An 18,508-nucleotide genomic window follows, 5' to 3' on the forward strand; every position below is an offset into this window, starting at 1 on the left:
GTCCATGTGGGTGGGGATTGCTGCATCCCATGATGGTCCCCTTGTTCTCAAAGATCTGTACGTGTCCTATATCCGTGCGCGCGCCCAGTTCCGTGTATTCTTTCTGCCACAGGGAGACCACTTTTTCTATGGCCGTAACTTCCATCAGCGGAAGGGTCAGCGAGTGATCCGGCGAGAAACAGACCACCTTGCATATGCCGGTCTCGCTCTTTCCCAATAAAAGCCCTTCGTTATATACCTCCTTGGGCGTATCTGGCAGCAATGCCGAAAAATCATTGGCAAAACTGAACACGTCCTTATAATCGGGATTGGTCTGCCCACTTGCCCTATGGTTTCCCGGGCACAGATAACATTCTTTGTCGTACGATGGTTTGTCCAAGGTAGGCAACTTCTCCTGTTTGCCCTGCCAGGGCCGTTTGGTACGGTGGGGCGACACCAGTACCCACTCCCCGGTAAGGATGTTGTATCTACGGTGCGGTACTTGGTTCAATCGGTCTTCAGCCATGTCTATTGATTATTGCGGTCCCTTCACTGGGAACGGTCTGGAACGGGGACAGTCCAATGGAAAACTTCTTTTTGTAGGCCTCGCTTGCCGCATCCACAAAACTGTCGACGGCATCCCTGTGGATGATGTTCAGTGTGCACCCCCCGAAACCGCCACCGACCATCCGGGCGCCGAGCACTTCTTCCCAATCCCTTGAGAAATCCACCAAAAAATCAAGCTCGGGACAACTGATCTCGTACTTTTCGCTCTGTCCCCGGTGCGACTCGTACAAAAGCTTCCCCAAACTGGTCAGATCATTGTTCTTCAGGCACTCCACTGCCTCCAGGACCCTTTGGTTCTCCTCAAGCACATAACTGCACCTCCTGTAGCGCAGTTCGCCAAGATCTTCCCTGCACCCGTTGACCATGTCCAAGGTTATCTCCCTGAACGAATTGGGGACGCCATGGCGCTCGGCCACGATCTTGAGGCCCGAAGAGCTCTCCTGCTTCCTGTCGTTGTAAGCGCTGGTGGAAAGATTGTGTTTTACGTTGGTGTTGAGCATCAAGATCACATAGGGGGCCATATGGGTGGGAATGTACTCGAAATCGAGCGATCGGCAATCCAGTAACATGGAATGGTCCTTTCGTCCCATAACGGAGGAAAACTGGTCCATGATCCCACATTGGGTGCCCACAAAGTTATGTTCCGCCCTTTGCCCCAGTTTGATCATCTGCCAGCGGTCCAGCCCCAGACCGAAAAGCTCGTTCAGGCCAAAGGCCAGACCACATTCCAGGGCCGCTGAGGAGCTTACCCCCGATCCCACGGGTATGTCGGTTTCCATCTCACAGTCAAACCCCCTTAGGCCCGCTGTGAGCAACTGAATCTCATCCAGAACGCCCAGTACATAATTGTGCCAACCCTCGGTGCCCTTCTCCATTTTTGAAAGGTCAACCACCAGGACACTGTCAAAGCCCTTGCTCTTTACGGTGCACCTGGTCCTGCTGCCATTGGCCCTAAATCTCATGAGAATGCGTTTGTCAATGGCCGCCGGTAGAACGAAACCGTCATTGTAGTCCGTGTGCTCCCCGATCAAATTCACCCTCCCGGGGGAGGAAACCTCCAGGTCATATGTAACTTCTGCCTTTTTCAAGCTCTCTTTTATTCTATCTTCCATTAAGTTGGTATCCTTTATCAACTACTGTAAAAATCAAATTCTTGTTCATCTCACCGAAAACCTGTATTCAGTAACCGTATGATATATATCACCTGGATTTAACTGTATGGATGGAAATTCTGGTTGGTTGGGTGAATCTGGAAAATGTTGTGTTTCCAAACAAAATGCAGTTCTAAAATCGTCTTTTGCTCCAGATTTCAATGTATTCTTTGAATCCATAAAATTTCCACTATAAAATTGTATTCCAGGCTCTTCAGTGAACACCTCCATGACAACTCCCGATTTATCACCAATAACCTTTGCTGCATGGTGCAAACCATTTTCATCACCATTTAAAACATAGTTATGGTCATAGCCATTTCCAAATTCCAACTGTTCATTGGCCACTTCAATACGCTCTCCGATGGTATGCTGTTTCCTAAAATCGAATGGGGTTGAGGCTACCTCTCTCAACTCTCCTGTAGGAATGAGTCCAGAATCCACAGGCGTAAATCGGTCTGCATTGATTTGCAATTTATGGTCCAAAATTGTACCGCTTCCTTCCCCATTGAGGTTAAAATAGGCATGGTTGGTTAAATTTACCACTGTAGGTTTATCCGTAGTTGCCTCATATTCAATCCTGACGGCATTGTTTTCCGTAATCGAGTAGGTTACCTTCGCTTGTAAATTCCCCGGAAAACCTTCTTCCATATCAGGAGAGGTGTATGCTAAAATCAATGTATGCCCATCAGGTTGTTCGGCATCCCACACCACATCCTGAAATCCTTTATAGCCGCCATGTAGGGTGTTTTTATTGTCATTGGTAGGCAGGGCGTATTCATCTCCGTTTATGGAAAACCTACCATTTGCAATACGGTTGCCAACCCTACCTATGGTTGCCCCAAAATAGGCTTCGGGAGATTCAATATATTCTTTAATATTGCCGCGACCAATATTGACATCAATACGGTTTCCATTTTTGTCCATCACAAATAGACTAATTATACGTCCGCCATAGTTGGTCATGGCCATTTTTAAATCTTTACGCTGCAACCAAAACAACTTTACGGATTTGCCATCAATTGTTGTGTTAAAAACCTCTTCCTTTATGGTATTGGCCATTGCGGTTAGTTGGGCATCACTTTTGCTGTTGTTTTCTTGATTTGTTTTGCAAGATAGGCACAATATAACCACAAATAATGCTTTTAACGACCAAGTAAATTTACTCTTTGCTCGTTTTATCATTTCATCACACCATTTAGCTTCTTGATTAGATCAACCTCATCTTGTCTATAAGGAGTGCCATCCTTTCTAAATATATCATGAAACCATTCAATGGGTTCACTTCCGTCTTCAATGGGAGTATTCCACGCATATATGGTATTGGATTTTCCATTTACCAACCCCCAATTGATTGCTCCTATATTTTCCTTTTTCAAAACAGGCAGGATATTGGAAAAACGGCTGTTGTTGGTCCGTGCCATATACTCGGTACAGATCATGGGCCTACCATGGGTTTTTAAAAGATTAATCACATGCTGATGTTTTTTCTCATCATCATAATGGTGATAGGTAAGGATATCTGAATTGGCCGCTTGGAACTCGTTGAGCTCTTGAAAATCCCAGCGCCAAAGACCTGCGCTCAATGGTTGGCTTGGGTTGACCTCCCTGGCCCACGTGAAAATTGCTTTTAAAAGGGGCATTGAACTTGTGAACTTATCTGTGTTTCCTGGTTCGTTGTAAAGGTCCCACAAGAGTATACGATTATCATTAGCAAATGTGTTCAAGATGTCCTTCACATAAACTTCCAAAGCTGGGAAATTCTCTTTATTCTTGGATGCTGGGTCTCCTGGATCTTGCATCCAACCCGAATTATGGGTTCCTGTAATGGGTTCAGGCTGCTTTCCAATTTTTGGGTCCTTTCCCCAAACATCGTCAAAAAATACAAACATGGTTTTAATACCGTGCTTGTTTGCAATTTGCAAATAGGTTTCCATATTTTTCTTGAAGTCCTTTGGATTTGCTTTGTAGGCCAAACTGTGCAGGTATACCCTCATGGTGTTGAATCCTATACCTTCGGCATAACCCAACTCACGATCAATGGTCTCCGGATCAAATGTGCTGGATTGCCACATTTCCAATTGGTTAATTGCTGTACTGGGCACAAAATTGGCACCGGTAATCCATTTATGTTTGGCGTACCATTCACTCGCTTTTTCTTTTGACCATTTATTCTTTTCCAAAACATTTTCTTGGGCATTTGCCACAAGGATTGTACATAAAAACAGCCCTGTAATCAATATTCGCTTCATAATAATCTGGTTATTTTTTTGATTCACACTTAAATATTTTTGAGTGCTTCGGTTTTGGAATTAGTATCGACCTTGAAATTGGAATAGGCTATGCTGTTTGAGGGAAGTTGAACAATAGAATTACCGGGCCTTTTTCAAAGCCCGATAATTTCCATTAACTAAACTCAAACAATCTAATTCAAACTAACTAACACTCGTACTCAATTAATTTTTGGTTTTATTTTGGTTTTTGAATAACCTTTTCCAACGGCCATGGCGCACCAAAATCCGGCCTTCCTTCTTTATCCCAACCAAACCGTTGTATCCTTGTACTCCGTTGAGAACATCCCAATTCGGGTTTGTCTTTTGCATGATACACCAGCCAATATTCATTGGGGTCATTTGAGGTGGTAATGCTGTGGTGGCCTGGACCATACACATTGCTTTCTGTGGAAAATTCAAAGACCGCTTTAGAAAACCGCTTCCAAGAGGCGGCTTTGGTAAAATCTGAATCCTTCTTGGCAGCCAACATGCCCAAGGAATAATTATCATCCCAACAGGCTCCCGCCGAATACACAATAAAGACCTCATCCTCTGGCCCCTCCAAAAATGAAGGCCCTTCCAGAATACTTCTTTCTCCGGTCTTCTCCCAATCATATTTGGGTGCGGCCAAAATGGTTTCATCATCATTTAAGGTCCAAGGGTTGGACATGGTGGCGATGGCTATATCGCTATGGTCATCTATATAGGGTGAATACATGAAATACCGTTTATCACCATACTTGAAAATAGACCCATCTATTCCGCTGTATTTTGTGTTGATTTTCCCCCTATCAATCCACTCCCCTTGCATTGGATCTTGGTGGCTGTTCTCCAGAACAAAGACATATCTAGAGTGATCTCCTTCATTGGATGCATCAGCAGCAGTGTAATAGATGTACCACTTTCCATCGACATGATGGATTTCTGGCGCCCAAATGCAACAACTGTTTTCCCCCACACTGGGAGCGTTCCATACAGTTTTTGAACCAATGTTCTCCACTTGGGTAAGGTCTTTGGTGGACCAAAGTTCCAAGCGGTTTCCCCTTGTTACCATGAAATAATAATATCCATTGTCATGCAGCATGGCATAGGGGTCCGCTCCGTCCTCTAGAATGGGATTGGTGAATGTATTTTCATCCTGACCTATCCCCATCTGAAAGAAGAAAAGGGAAATCACGTAGACCAGTATGTTTTTTAAATTTTTCAAACTTCTATTATTAGGTGGTTATTGCATACTATTCGGAAGGTATTTCAATAACCTCTTCCTCGGATTTGGGCGTCCCAAGAATGGGATAGCCTTCCTCACTCCATTGGATCATCTGCATCCTTGGTGAACGATGCGAACTGCATCCTTGGCCTGGCTCTGAATTGGCATGGTATAGAATCCAATCCTCTTTGCCATTGGGCGACTTAAAAAAGGAGTTGTGCCCGGGACCATACACTCCATTTTCTGGAGATTGGGTGAATATGGGTTCATCAGACTTTACCCAAACTTCTGGATCTAATAAATTGTCCGTCCCGGTAAACGTTAACAATCCCAGTGAATAATAATCGGTCCAACATCCGCTAGCGGAGAACACAATAAATATGTTATCATCATGAGACAAAAATTGCGGTCCTTCATTCACATATACTTCGGGAGGATTACTGTCTGAAGTTCCCTCATTCCAATGCCTTTCCCATTCATAGGTTGGTGACGAAATTTTTACACGGTCTCCTTCAATCTCCAAAGGGTTTTTCATTTTGGCGATAAAAATATCTTGCTGTCCGTTGGAATCGCCTTCCCATCCAGACCATATCATATACAATTGCCCATTATGCCTAAAAACATTGCCATCAATGGCCCATTTGTCCGTAGCTGCGGCTATCTTTCCCTTAAACTCAAAACTGCCTTGAAACGGGTTTTCATTCGAGTTTTCCACAGCATACATTCTGTGGGTCTCATTGTTCCCATCATCTGCAGCAAAATATACGTACCACTTTCCATCAATAAAATGCACTTCTGGCGCCCAAATATCATGGGAGTACAATGTGCCCTCTGGTGGGGTCCAAATTGTCTTGGTCTCTGCTTCACTGAGATTTGCCAAGTTTTTCACTTTTCTCAAGACGAGTTTGTTGCCCTCTGTACTGGTGTAATAATAGTATCCGTTATGGTAAATGTTGAACGGGTCAGGGCCAGATGGCAACAATGGGTTGGTGAATGTTTCTTTCAGGGGTTGTTCACCTTCTGCTGTTTCTTTTTTTTCTGTCCGCTCCTGACATGAAATCAAACAAAAGCCCAATACCGCAATAAGGGGTCCATAAACTATTGATCTTCTTCTATTTTTCATTGAATTCTTCTTTAACAATCTCAAATTTTTCAACTAGTTGGTTATATTCTTTTTTTGAAATGGTAATCATGCAACCGTGCCTAACTTCCTTGGGCAATGCATACTTATCCCAATCACTGTAAAATGTATATCCTGAAGCTTGGTACCAAGGACCATTTAAATTATCGGACACGGAGAGCCCATAGGAAACCCCCGGATATTGCTCGTAGTATAAATACCAAACTTTATTGTTTGGGGATGGAACCAGCGTTGGTGCCTCCCTAAAATTCGGACTTATGGGATCCGCTGGAAAGGAATACGGTCCCAACAAGGAATCTGACCTTGCAATTCGTATGGTCTTTCCAGTTGGCCAGTACAAGGTTGGATAGGTTTCATCCTTTATGATGGCAAAATAAGTGTCCTCCTCTTTTCTGATGATGACATCAATAGTGCCAATGTTCCAATCAAAAAGTTTTTTGGGGGTATCGGAAAATGTCTTCAAATCATTTGAAAGCACATACAAAGTCCTTTGACTTGCCCAATACCGTTCTGGGTCCGTTTTGGTGCCTTCTTTGTGCGGCGTATGCCAAGTCATGACAAATTGCGCCGAAGCTTCATCATAAAAAAGTTTAGGTGCCCCAATACGTTGTAGCGCCTCTGAATAATCCGGAGTTTGTTTGAGGTTGGGCGTATATACCCCGTGTTTCTTCCAGCTAATCAAGTCATCCGATACCCAAATATTGATATCAGGTGAAGAATCACTGGTATTGCCCAAAATATAGTATTTTCCATCTGGTCCTTTACAGATATCCGGATGACCCTGATACTCATCAAAAACTCGTTCCCCATTATTCAAACGTTGCCAGTGCAGACCGTCCAAGCTAGCGGAGTAATATAATCGCCCATAATCCTCATGGGTCATGTGGGCAAAAAGATAGGCCTCATTTTTTAGCGATTCACCTTCAGAAACCTGCCCCGGTATATCGGGTTGCTGGGCAGTTAAGTTCATAGACCCCATTAAAGCAACTAAACACAATATGCGATACACCAAGTTCATCTTCAAGTTCTGTATTCTTTCAGTTTGGTTCATGCTGATTGGTTTTTATGGTACGCGTCTGATTTCCAGCAAAATCATAGACATTGACTTGTTTTATACTGCTGGTCGGAATAAAAATGCCTCTTGATGATTGGGTTAAATATCCGCTACCGTATCCTATTTCCTTACGCTCTACCTTCCCAGTATCCAATATCATTTCCAGAGATGCTTCACTTGCTTGAAGCGGTATGTATTCGCCATTTGATGCTACTGAATTCTTTAGCAATTGTACCGGAGCGTTGTTGTTGGTGACTACAACCAAATTTTCATTACCTGCGTTTACCATCCCGAGCGCTTTTTGGTCATGGTCCAAATAAAGTCCAGAGTTGGATTGTGGAACATAGGTGAACTCCCCAGTGCCCTCTCCCAACAATAACGTGCCAAAAGAAGCATTGTACGGACCCGTGTAGGTTTCAAAAGATTCTGAGTTACCCACTAACAGCACATCTAAAAATCCATCTGAATTAAAATCATTGGCCAGCGTCCCAAAAACAGGAGAAAACTGCACTTCGTTGGGCAAGGGTCTTAGAACAAACTTTGAATTTCCTTTATTTTCTATGTAGCAACTGCGCATTTCGGTGGCAGAAAGCGCAATAGCATTTTCTAGTTCCTTTTTGCTGAAAATATCATTTATGGAAGCTTTTGAATAGGCGTCATACGTTCCAAACCGTTTGTGGGTGAGGCTCAATTGTTCTTGCATTACATCCCGAACGGCTACGGGAACATCCTTCCCATTTTTATGATAGCTCAAAATGGGGTCGTTGGTGCCATTGTTGTCAAAATCCGATCCAAATACTTTTAAAGCCCGATCTGGATAGGCTTTATATTGACTATTTAGCCCAAGATTCCCGGCGATATAATCCATGTCCCCATCTTGATCAAAATCGCCAGCGGTTATGCTGTTCCACCATCCGCTTGAATTGGGAATGGTAGCTTCTCTATCCATTTTCAGGGTTCCTTCACGATTCTGGAAGAAGGTTATGGGCATAAATTCGCCTACCACCACTAAATCATACCATCCATCCAAATTATAATCGGTCCACAGGGCAGCGCTTACCATGCCCACATTTTGCAACCCATCCACTGTATTGGCCACATCATTAAAAATCCCATCATCATTTCGCAACAAATAACTGTCCGGTGATTTTGGAAATTCGCCAACGGCAACCCTGCTTCCCCTAAAAATATCCAAGTCTCCATCGCGATCGTAATCGGCAGCTACCACAACACTACCGCTAAAGCGTGTTTTGGGAATCAGGTTTTGGGACCGGGACATATTGCCTTTGCCATCATTCAAATACAGACGATCGTTGTAGATATAGTCATCTTCTTTTAGGTTGACACTGCCACCACTGACCACATACAAATCATTATCCCCATCATTATCAGCATCAAAAAGAAGTGCGCCCATATCTTCCATATTGTTCTCTCCCTGGGGCAAGGCTTCAAATTTTCCCGGTGTTTTTTGAAGGTAGATGGTTCGCAATCGTTTGGAATCCGCTCCTATGAAAATATCATCGAGACCATTGTTGTCCACATCGGCTATGGCCATACCCGGAGAAAGTTGGTTGTATTGTTGATGTAGGGAGAAGGTGCGTTTGAATTCATCAAAAGCATACTCATCATGTTTGTAGGTCAATCCCAAACTATCCGCGTTCAGCAGTTGAAAAACTTGTTGGTCTGAAGGTTGGGCAACCAAATGCTGTTCTTCTTGCGATGCATATTTTATGGTATGAAGTATATCTGGAGCTAAATCATGCAACTGTTGCATTGTGCCATCAGCCCAAACAACTTCCACGCTAAAACTGGTGTTATTTCCCAACCCAAAGGAAAGTATGGGGTCCACAGAAGACATATACCCCCTTACAGGAAGGTTTTCTTGATATTTTAATTCCCCGGAAGGAAGCAAGACCCTCACCTTTGCACCAACTTCTTTACTCTGACCTGTACCGGATTTTAATTGCAGTCGCACAAAATGGGATTCGCTTTTGGGTTCTGCATTTTCGGAAGAGGTTGGAGAAATAAGTTCGTTTCGGTACAAGCTTGCCTCAGAATCTATGTTGTTGAATACCAAATCGAGATCGCCATCATTATCAAAATCGGCATAAGCTGCACCGTTGGAATAGGTACTTTCTTGTAGTCCCCATGTTTCCAAAGCATTTTTAAAGGTCAAATCCCCGTTATTCCTAAATATGTAGTTCTGCAATTTAATTTCTGGTAGTTCATATAATTTTTTGATTCGATTCTGACGTGCCTCCTCTTGGTTCTTGCCTTGAAAGGCTGCTTCTTGGTTTAGGTACACCGCATAATCTAAATTGGTAATATCACGGCGATAGCCATTGGTGACCACCAAATCTTTTAATCCGTCATTGTCAAAATCAGCTAAAAGAGGTGCCCAGCTCCAATCTGTAGCATGAATTCCTGCTAACTGGCCTATTTCACTGAATCGAAGGTTCCCTTCTTGGTTGTTCCCTTGATTGAGTTGCAACACATTTCTAACATACTCTTCTTGATAGCCAAGACCTTTGGCCATGCTAAAGAAGTCCCGGTTGGTCTTCATGACCATCATTTTTCTTCGCTGCTCCTCTTCGGGCAACATATCCACCACACAGATATCTGAAAGTCCGTCATTGTTCACATCCTGAATGTCCACTCCCATACTGTTGTATGAAGTGTGCTTTAAATACTCCTCCGATTTGTCCACGAATGTGCCATCCTGATTGTTGATCCAGATATTGTCGTTGGAAACAAAATCATTGGCGCAGTACACATCCAGCCATCCGTCTTGGTTCAAGTCTGTTACACAAACCCCAAGTCCGTGGCCCTCTTTTAAGATACCAGCACTAAGAGTCACATTTTCAAAAGTTGGATGACCACCTACAAATCCATTGTTCCGGTACAGCCGATCGTTGGAAGGGCTCACACCATTATTACGTTTTTTGTGTAGTTGGTTACGACCTGTTTTTTCCATGGCGTTGCTAAGAATGTAGCAATCCAGGTCGCCATCTTTGTCATAATCGAAGAAAACTGATTGTATGGAAAATCCATCATCGGCTAGGCCATATGCTTTGCTCAGCTCTTCAAAAATGGGAATTCCGTCAGCGTTGTTTCCTTGGTTGATGAACAACAGGTTCGACCTTTCTTCCTTAGATCCCGTAGCATGGGCAACGGACACATACATATCCAACAATCCATCTTGGTTGACATCTGCCACCGAAACCCCAGTGCACCACTTTGTGGTGGTGACACCAGCTTGTTCAGTGACTTCAAGAAACTTAAAGTCTCCCTGATTTATATACAATTGGGAGGACACCAGATTTCCTGCAAAGAAGATGTCCTGAAGTCCATCTGCATTGAAATCACCTATTCCTACTCCCGCGCCGTTGAACAACACATCATATTCCAAGGCGTTGAGGGTATCACTTTCAAAACGCTGTATCTCATTGTTAAAATGAATCCCGGAATGGGTACTGGATATCTGTTTGAACATTTTTGGTTCAGGGTGCTTTTCAGAACAAGCCACAAAACATAAACAAAGGATAGCAGCGCTCAAAAGCATGCTCCTTTGTCTTGCTAAAAATGTCTGTATTAAACTACACCTCCCCATCGATGAAACGATATCTTGATTAAGCTTGAAGTTTTAATTGGAGACAAGCACCATTGCTTGATTACACTTGCAATGGTACTTGCCTTCTTTTTATTAAATTAGTTATGACTACCAGCCTGGGTTCTGCTCCAGCGCACCTCCGTAGGCATCAATTTCCCGTAAAGGAATTGGCAAGTACTCTGATTTTCCCTTGACAAAATTCTGGAACTCGGTATCAAAATCAGCTTCGGCCGCAGATAGACTTGGATCAGGACCAGCAAGTTCCGGACCGGCAATACCGTAGCGCACCATATCAACAAATCGTACACTTTCACCCGCAAGTTCAACCACACGATCATGTCGCAACTGCAACCTGAATTCTTGTTGGGTCAATGTTAAGGGCAAATCGTTCATATTGGAACGTTGGCGCACCAAATTTGCAAAAGGTATGGCTTCGGGTGTTCTACCCAGCTCGTTCAAAGCTTCAGCATGCATAAGGTATACATCAGCCAACCGAATTACCCTTGTATTGATTCCTGAAAAATAGCTTTCATAATCTTGCCAATAATTGGTGTATTTCCTCCAAAAACGGTCATTGGGCCCTGCTCCTCTTTCAGCATAGGTTTGACCATACAAAAGTTCTCCAGGGTGATCGTAGGTCATGGTGTACTGAAGACGTGGATCTTCATTGCCATCCCTATCGGTTTCACTCAAGAATTGGTTTAAAAGCCACTTGGTAGGTTGACCATCGGTCCAACCCAAAGGACGAACTCCAAAAAACTGTGCCCGCTCACTGGTTTCATCACCAGAGGCATTGTTATACGTTGGGAAACCGCCTGTTTTTCCATTGTTATTAACGAACTGTATTTCAAAAAGGGATTCCTTGTTATTTTCAAACTCTTCTGTGAAATTATCTTTAAAGTCTGCCATCAAGTCATAGGTTCCTGGGACCATATCGATAATTTTTTCGAACTCGGCGGCCGCCTCACTCCATTTTTTCTGTTGCAAATAAGATCTTCCCAGATAACCTATGGCTCCACCATACGTTGCACGTCCAATATCAGCCCCAGAATAACTTTCAGGTAGGCCAGCGGCGGCATCGATAAAATCTTGCTCTACCAAAGCCCACACTTCCTCAATGGTTCCTTGGGGATATCGCGTATTGGCATCCTCAATTCCCGTAACCAATGGCACACGACCCCAAAGTGTAGCTAACTTATAATAACAGTGCCCTCTTAAAAAATGGGCTTCAGCCACAATTCTAGTTCGCAACGTTTCGTCCATTTCAATATTGGGTACATTTTCCAACACTTGATTGGCCTTGTAAATGGTCCTGTACAATTCTCGCCAAACTTCAAGAAGCCAGGGGAAGTCGTAATTTATGTTTACGTGTCTGCCCACATTGGCCAAATCGGTCCAAGGACTTTGACTATAGCCCTCATCAGAGCGCATATCGTAATCAAAGATTTCCCATAGACTGAGTTCGCGGTTTTGGATACCGGCGTATACTGCATTGATTCCAAGTATTGCATCCTCCTCGGTCTGCCAGAACGTGTCTGGGGTTGGAGCATTCGGATTCACTTGATCCAAAAGATCTTTTTCGCATGAGATGGTCATCCCAAAGAACACCATCAATACTATTATTTTTCTTATATTTTCCATTCTTTGAAGTTTATGTTTTTAGTCGATTAAAATCCTAATTGAATCCCTAATATTCCTGATCGCAATGATGGGAAATTACCATTGTCAAATCCTCTGTTCAGGAAATCGCCATTGCCGTTGGCACCCACAACTTCTGGATCGTATCCGGAATAATCGGTAATGGTAAAAAGATTTTGTCCGGTCATATACAATCTAAGTTTAGTTAAACTGAGTTTGCTGATAACCTCTTCTGGAAAGGAGTAACCTATTTGTAAATTCTTTAATCTAAAATAATCGCCCTTCTCTACATAACGATCTGAATTCTGGGTGGGGTTCAGTGAGGAATCCAAGTGCTGTGGTCTGGGAATAAGATTAGAAGTTCCTTCTCCTGTCCAAAAAACATCATCCACCAAATAATTGGCATTGTCATCATAGCGTTGGGACCACCATTTTTGCTCATTAAAAATGCTATTTCCAGTAACTCCGGCAAAAAACGCTGTCATATCAAATCCTTTGTAGCCAAAGTTCAGGTTTAAACCGTATTCAAAATCTGGTAAGGCCTTGCCAACAACTGTGCGGTCATCGAAATTGATGATTCCGTTACCATCGTTATCCACATATTTTACGTCACCTGGACGAGCACCTGGTTGAACTCCCCAAGCATCAATCTCAGCTTGGTTTTGAAATATGCCTGCAGTTTCCAATACATAGAAAGATGCCACCGGTTCTCCCACGGCGGTACGCAAAATCTGTCCTTGTCCAAAAATGGGCAAGTTCCCTGCTTCTTCAACCAAAGCCTTTACCTCGTTCTTCAAGAAAGTACCATTGGCCAAAATCCCAAAACTAAAATCATTGATTACATTTTGGTAGCCCAAACTAAGTTCCAAGCCCCTGTTCTGTACCTGACCTACGTTTGCCAATGGGTCGGCGCCTGTATTACCTGAAGATAAGGGTATTGGCACAGCCAGTAGTAGATCTTCAACATCGGCAATGTAATAATCTGCCGTAAGACTCAACCTATTTTTGAAAAAGCCCATGTCCAAACCGATATTGGTAGTGGTTTTACTTTCCCATCTTAAATTGGGGTTTACCAACTGAAGGTTGGTCGCCCCAGGAACCACTTGGTTGTTGAGTACATAGTTTTGGTTGTATCGAAGTACACTTTGGGTGGCATAGTTGCTGATGGCCTGATTACCAACAATACCCCAGCTTCCCCTAAGTTTTAGGTTGCTGAAGATATTGTTGTCCTCCATAAAGCCTTCTTCACTGATCCTCCACGAAGCAGATACCGATGGGAAATTGGCATACTGGTTGTTTTTACCAAACTTTGAAGAACCATCCCGCCTAAAGTTGAATAATAAAGTGTACTTGTCATCAAAAGAGTAGTTGAAACTACCTAGAAAAGATCGTAGTCCAGCCACTTCTTCCCTACCTTCAGTTCGAGGGCTGGTAGTTCCATTATCCTGTACCCAGAATTCACCACTCAAACCTTCGGTATGGGCAAAGTTGTATGTAAAATTGTCTTTTTGGGTGGTGTAACCCACCAAAGCGGTAATATTATGTTTTCCAAATGTCTTGTTGAAATTCAATGTGTTTTCCGCTAGAATATTGAAAAACTCTGTGTGACGGTCATCCAAAAAGGCTGCCCCGGGAGTATTCTGTCGTAATGCTCCAGCTCTTTGAAAGTATTTTTCCCGAATCTGTGCATAATCCAGACCAAGATTCAGTTTATATTTTAGGAATGGGAAAATCTCAAATTCTGCAAATGCGCTACCAAGTACCTTACTGGTTACCGCAGTGTTGCTGTAATGTTCTTGCAATCCGATTGGATTGGTGGCAAAAGTTGAATTATTATCGTCCCCGTATCCATATCCACTTTCATTATTGGGGTCATACACTGGGATAGTGGGTAGCATCCAAACGACGTCAATGAAGGGATTGCCATTCACTCTAGTTTGAGTGCTCCGGCTCATGGCAATATTTTCACCAAAGGTGAACCTTCCCTTCTTGGTTTGGGTATTCACCCTGATTTGATAACGTTCAAACTCAGGACCGATGATAGCACCTTCCTGATCAAAATAGTTCAACGAAATAAAGTAGTTGGAATTTTCGGAACCTCCAGAAAGGTTTAGATTGTGTTCAGAAATGGTTCCTGTCTTAAACAGTTCTTCTTGCCAATCTGTATCCACACCTGTTCTAAGGTTTAGGGGTGCATCACCATTATTGGTGTAGGCTAGATTGTTGATTTCCCTAAACTGCTCGGCATTGGTCAGCTTTAATCTTTTATTTATGGTTTGGAAACCATAATAAAAATCATAATCCACCTTTAATGGTCCTGGTCTTCCTTTCTTGGTTGTTACAACAATGACCCCGTTCATTCCCCGAGACCCATACAAGGCTGTTGCCGCGGCATCTTTAAGTACTTGTATTGATTCAATATCGTTTGGGTTGAAGTCAGACCCAAGGGCCGAGATCAACATTCCGTCCACCACATAAAGTGGAGAATCTTGACCAGAAAACGAATTCAATCCCCTAATCTTTACGGAAGAAGAAGTACCGGGAGCACCGGTTGAGGTAACAGTTACCCCAGCTGCCCTACCTTGCAACATCTGACCGACGTTTCCCGCTGGAGCTTTCAACATTTCATCCGTATCCACAACAGATACAGATCCTACAATCTCACTTCGTTTTACACTTTGGTAACCGATTACGACCACCTCATCCAATAGATTATTGTCTTCTGAGAGTACAACATCTATGGAACTTCTGTTATCAACATCCACAACCAGCTGTACAAAGCCGATATAACTTACCATGAGCTGTCCATTCGCTGGCACACCATCCAATTGAAAGTTTCCGTCGAAATCTGAAGTAGTCCCCTGTTGGGTTCCTTGAATAACAATACTTGCTCCAGGCAATGGAGCTCCTTGAGTATCCTTAACGCTACCGGTAACGGTCAGTTGTTCCTGTGCATGGCTATAACTGTACGCGCACAGCAAAAGGATTGGCAGTATTGCCATTTTAGTTAGTCTAGTTAGCTGTTTTTTCATTTGTCCTTAATTTTAAAGTTGGTATTCCAAAAAAGCATTGGTTGTTTATCAATTTATCAATCACACATACCGTTAATTGATATAATTTGAATAAACAAATCAAATAATTTACATATTGATAACACCCATGGATCTGTTCCAATCTATCGTACAAATCGTTCAAACTTTAAGAAACCGTTAAGGAATTGGTCTTTTTGAAATAAATTATTGCATGTTGAGACAAATTGTTGTGTCCGTTTAAATCAAAGAATTTCGTGCCCATTTAAACTCAACCATTTGTTTTTTAGATATTTATACTTTAAACATCACCATTTCTTTAAAAGCCTGATTGTATGAATTGTTCAGGCTAGCGCATAAAAGGAGGAAAACTAATTTTGGTTGGTTTTGGTACGATTTATATACTTCCATGGCTATTTTGACGCGGAATTCACCCTTTGTTTTGATGGTATGGGCCTGTTTGAGACATACGCGTTTTGGAAAGTAATTGAATGAAGAATACTGTCCTTAATCCGCAAAGAAAATAGGTTTTCTAGATTAGGTTTGGCGGGATTAATGAATTCATCCACAAGATTGCATTAGTAGGAATAATGGACTCTCAGGCTGGCACTATTTGTACCTTGTTTTATATTGAGTTTTGATACAAAAATTAGAATCTATTGGATTTTACTTTCCATTTCCTGCTTTTTTAATCCCATTCCGTACCATTCTCCCCAATAATTGGGAACGCACTTATTCGCAATCGGGCGGCGCCCATGGGAATCAATTCAATGTTTTCAATTGGTTCATCGGATTTTACAGGACTATCTTGCAGTTCACCTGCCAAGCCGTATTCATCTATGGTCCAGTTCGAAATTACCTTGCCCTTTGCCTTTATCATAATTGGAGTAGCTTCTGGTGTAAAGGGAAAATTGTCTTCAGGCCATTCCCGTTTGGTTATGGAAAAAGAAGTATTTGGATTTTGGTCATCCAATACCAATCCATAATTCCAGTTTGTGGTTGGGTAAATTGAAAAGGAAGGCCATTTGCCCACATCGGCATTTTTTTGCCATTTTGAGTCCCAAACTGCGGTCTTATCACTTTCTCCTCTCACATATTCCTCGCCAATCTTTAAAGAGAAGGTCAATGGGCCATAATCAACACTGACGCTATTGTGATTTTTTTCCCAAGTACGGATTTTCAATTCCTTCGGAAGTGAAAGCACCAAGGTATCTCCTTTTTTCCATTTCCGATCCAGTCGGATGTATTTCCCAGCTTCTGCCTTTACATCCACAGTTGAATTATTTAGTGTTACCCCTGGCGACTTACACCAAGCCGGAACACGGAAATATAATGGAAATGAGGTTTCATTTTCACAGTCAATGGTAAAGGTAAGGTCTTCTTCAAAAGGATAATTGGATTGCATGACAATGCTCACTTCTTCTCCATCCGCTACTTTGGCAGTAACCGTATTGGACGCATAGATGACGGCAGCCAGTCCGTTATCTGGGGTAGCCATCCAAAGATTTTCGGTTAAATAGGGCCAACCTTGTCCATGATTATGCTGACAGCAACGTGAGCTAAAGGGGTTCATCATTAAAAAAGGACCATCATTTTGTATACCGGGCCTATGGTTCTGGTCATCGTTCAATACCATATTGGGACTTGTTATGTACCGTAGGCTTTTAAAATCGGGCATTAAAGCAGCTGGCAGTAAATTGAAGGCCACTTCCTCCGCATGGTCTGCCCAAAAAACATCTCCGGTTATCCGAAGCAAATGTTCATCTGAGTTCATCTGCTCCACCATGCCACAAGTCTCAATACCTTGTCTTGGATCATCGTAACCCGGCCTAGCATTTTCATCGGCCCCGAACATACCTCCAGGCACTTGACCAAAATATTCCCTTACTATCTCGAAATTTTCATATGAAGCCTGCACATATTTCATGTTCTTGCTGACCAAATAATATTGGGCAGGTTCACGGAACGCCTGTGCAACATTTACATTGTGCCAGTCAACCAACCTGCCATACCAATCCGGCCATTCCATTCCTTCACGAACTTCTTTCCAATTCCCAATTTCTTCCAGAGTATTATCCCGTTTAGACCAAGGTGCGGTATTTCTATGAATTTTTTCCGCAAGCTCCAAAAGCCATTCGTCTCCTGTCCTATTATACAGCCAAATAACACTGTGCAGATTATCCCCACCACGAATACGCTGCCAGTATTGGGTTTTGGATAATAATTGATTGTCAGGAAGACTCAATTGGTATTTGAAATATTTGGTCATCAAGTCGATGACTCTGTCATCTTGGGTATATTCATAGTAGGATTGTAGGCAATACAGCATAATCATGTTGCTCCAAAAATCCTGGGTACCATCCTTTTCAGAAATCATAATGGGCCCAAAGTTCCCATCGGGGCGCTGGCCGGCAATGACCGCCTCAATCCATATCTGGGATTCCTTGATCATATCTTCATCTTCAAGAATATACGCCGTGTTCAAATATCCCTTTAACCAATAGGGAACTTCTTCCCATCCCCATGATCCATGTCCATCTTTAGAAAGCCAAGCATTATCTTCTTTTTGTAGCCATGCACTGATTTCACCCAAATGCCCCATTAGTCCATTGGCTTGTCGTCTTAGGCATTCCTCCAGCCAATTATGGGGTTGAATAGCCCCCAAAGGCAATTTGATTAAACGGCTTGGGGCAAGAGGTGCACGGTTTCCATGATAATGCGTATTTGTTGCTGTTGTATCGGGAACTTGGACAATCTTCACTTCCACGGTCGATGTATCCTGTCGGTTGTTTTGACAAGAAATACTTATGAATAGCAACAATGCGACGGACCACTTTAGTTTCTTTATTAGAACCATTA

11 protein-coding genes are annotated in these 18,508 nt (G+C 42.8%); all 11 read right to left on the bottom strand.

Going from position 1 to position 18,508, the window contains the following annotated elements; translation table 11 throughout:
- Positions 1 to 505: galactose-1-phosphate uridylyltransferase (galT, locus tag ACFOWS_RS00005; RefSeq protein ID WP_379761817.1), on the bottom strand; the 505-nt coding region annotated here is incomplete at its 3' end.
- On the bottom strand, positions 498 to 1,658 hold the full coding sequence (gene galK, locus ACFOWS_RS00010) for a galactokinase (protein WP_379761819.1): 1,161 nt from the start codon (positions 1,656 to 1,658) through the stop codon (positions 498 to 500). The genes galK and galT, both read right to left, overlap by 8 nt.
- Positions 1,659 to 1,703: 45 nt before the next feature.
- The gene (locus ACFOWS_RS00015; RefSeq protein ID WP_379761821.1) at positions 1,704 to 2,759 is read right to left on the bottom strand and encodes an aldose epimerase family protein; all 1,056 of its coding nucleotides are present in this window, start codon (positions 2,757 to 2,759) and stop codon (positions 1,704 to 1,706) included.
- A 119-nt stretch (positions 2,760 to 2,878) separates the two neighbouring features.
- Complete coding sequence (locus ACFOWS_RS00020; protein WP_379761823.1) at positions 2,879 to 3,949, bottom strand: glycoside hydrolase family 2 TIM barrel-domain containing protein; 1,071 nt, start codon at positions 3,947 to 3,949, stop codon at positions 2,879 to 2,881.
- A gap of 217 nt (positions 3,950 to 4,166) precedes the next feature.
- Positions 4,167 to 5,177, bottom strand: coding sequence for a glycoside hydrolase family 43 protein (locus tag ACFOWS_RS00025; RefSeq protein ID WP_379761825.1), 1,011 nt, complete (start codon positions 5,175 to 5,177; stop codon positions 4,167 to 4,169).
- A gap of 28 nt (positions 5,178 to 5,205) precedes the next feature.
- Positions 5,206 to 6,300, bottom strand: a complete 1,095-nt coding sequence (locus tag ACFOWS_RS00030; protein WP_379761827.1) for a glycoside hydrolase family 43 protein — start codon at positions 6,298 to 6,300, stop codon at positions 5,206 to 5,208.
- Positions 6,290 to 7,369, bottom strand: coding sequence for a glycoside hydrolase family 43 protein (locus tag ACFOWS_RS00035; protein ID WP_379761829.1), 1,080 nt, complete (start codon positions 7,367 to 7,369; stop codon positions 6,290 to 6,292). The genes ACFOWS_RS00030 and ACFOWS_RS00035 overlap by 11 nt, the downstream gene beginning before the upstream one ends.
- The gene (locus ACFOWS_RS00040; RefSeq protein ID WP_379761831.1) at positions 7,356 to 10,865 is read right to left on the bottom strand and encodes a VCBS repeat-containing protein; all 3,510 of its coding nucleotides are present in this window, start codon (positions 10,863 to 10,865) and stop codon (positions 7,356 to 7,358) included. The genes ACFOWS_RS00035 and ACFOWS_RS00040 overlap by 14 nt, the downstream gene beginning before the upstream one ends.
- A gap of 225 nt (positions 10,866 to 11,090) precedes the next feature.
- Positions 11,091 to 12,623 carry a RagB/SusD family nutrient uptake outer membrane protein gene (locus tag ACFOWS_RS00045; RefSeq protein WP_379761833.1) on the bottom strand — a complete coding sequence of 511 codons (1,533 nt, stop codon included), beginning with the start codon at positions 12,621 to 12,623 and terminating at the stop codon, positions 11,091 to 11,093.
- A gap of 26 nt (positions 12,624 to 12,649) precedes the next feature.
- Complete coding sequence (locus tag ACFOWS_RS00050) at positions 12,650 to 15,622, bottom strand: SusC/RagA family TonB-linked outer membrane protein (protein ID WP_379761835.1); 2,973 nt, start codon at positions 15,620 to 15,622, stop codon at positions 12,650 to 12,652.
- 715 nt (positions 15,623 to 16,337) lie between these two features.
- Complete coding sequence (locus ACFOWS_RS00055) at positions 16,338 to 18,506, bottom strand: beta-L-arabinofuranosidase domain-containing protein (protein WP_379761837.1); 2,169 nt, start codon at positions 18,504 to 18,506, stop codon at positions 16,338 to 16,340.
- Positions 18,507 to 18,508 lie beyond the last annotated feature (2 nt).

Origin of the sequence: Flagellimonas marina, assembly GCF_042651185.1 — a bacterium.
Taxonomy (GTDB): Bacteria; Bacteroidota; Bacteroidia; order Flavobacteriales; family Flavobacteriaceae; genus Flagellimonas; species Flagellimonas marina.

What these genes read in the sequence shown, in the direction of transcription:
- galK (WP_379761819.1), bottom strand. Translation starts at nt 1,658, where the DNA reads ATGGAAGATAGAATAAAAGAGAGCTTGAAAAAGGCAGAAGTTACATAT.
- ACFOWS_RS00015 (WP_379761821.1), bottom strand. Translation starts at nt 2,759, where the DNA reads ATGGCCAATACCATAAAGGAAGAGGTTTTTAACACAACAATTGATGGC.
- ACFOWS_RS00020 (WP_379761823.1), bottom strand. Translation starts at nt 3,949, where the DNA reads ATGAAGCGAATATTGATTACAGGGCTGTTTTTATGTACAATCCTTGTG.
- ACFOWS_RS00030 (WP_379761827.1), bottom strand. Translation starts at nt 6,300, where the DNA reads ATGAAAAATAGAAGAAGATCAATAGTTTATGGACCCCTTATTGCGGTA.
- ACFOWS_RS00035 (WP_379761829.1), bottom strand. Translation starts at nt 7,369, where the DNA reads ATGAACCAAACTGAAAGAATACAGAACTTGAAGATGAACTTGGTGTAT.
- ACFOWS_RS00040 (WP_379761831.1), bottom strand. Translation starts at nt 10,865, where the DNA reads ATGTTCAAACAGATATCCAGTACCCATTCCGGGATTCATTTTAACAAT.
- ACFOWS_RS00045 (WP_379761833.1), bottom strand. Translation starts at nt 12,623, where the DNA reads ATGGAAAATATAAGAAAAATAATAGTATTGATGGTGTTCTTTGGGATG.
- ACFOWS_RS00050 (WP_379761835.1), bottom strand. Translation starts at nt 15,622, where the DNA reads ATGGCAATACTGCCAATCCTTTTGCTGTGCGCGTACAGTTATAGCCAT.
- ACFOWS_RS00055 (WP_379761837.1), bottom strand. Translation starts at nt 18,506, where the DNA reads ATGGTTCTAATAAAGAAACTAAAGTGGTCCGTCGCATTGTTGCTATTC.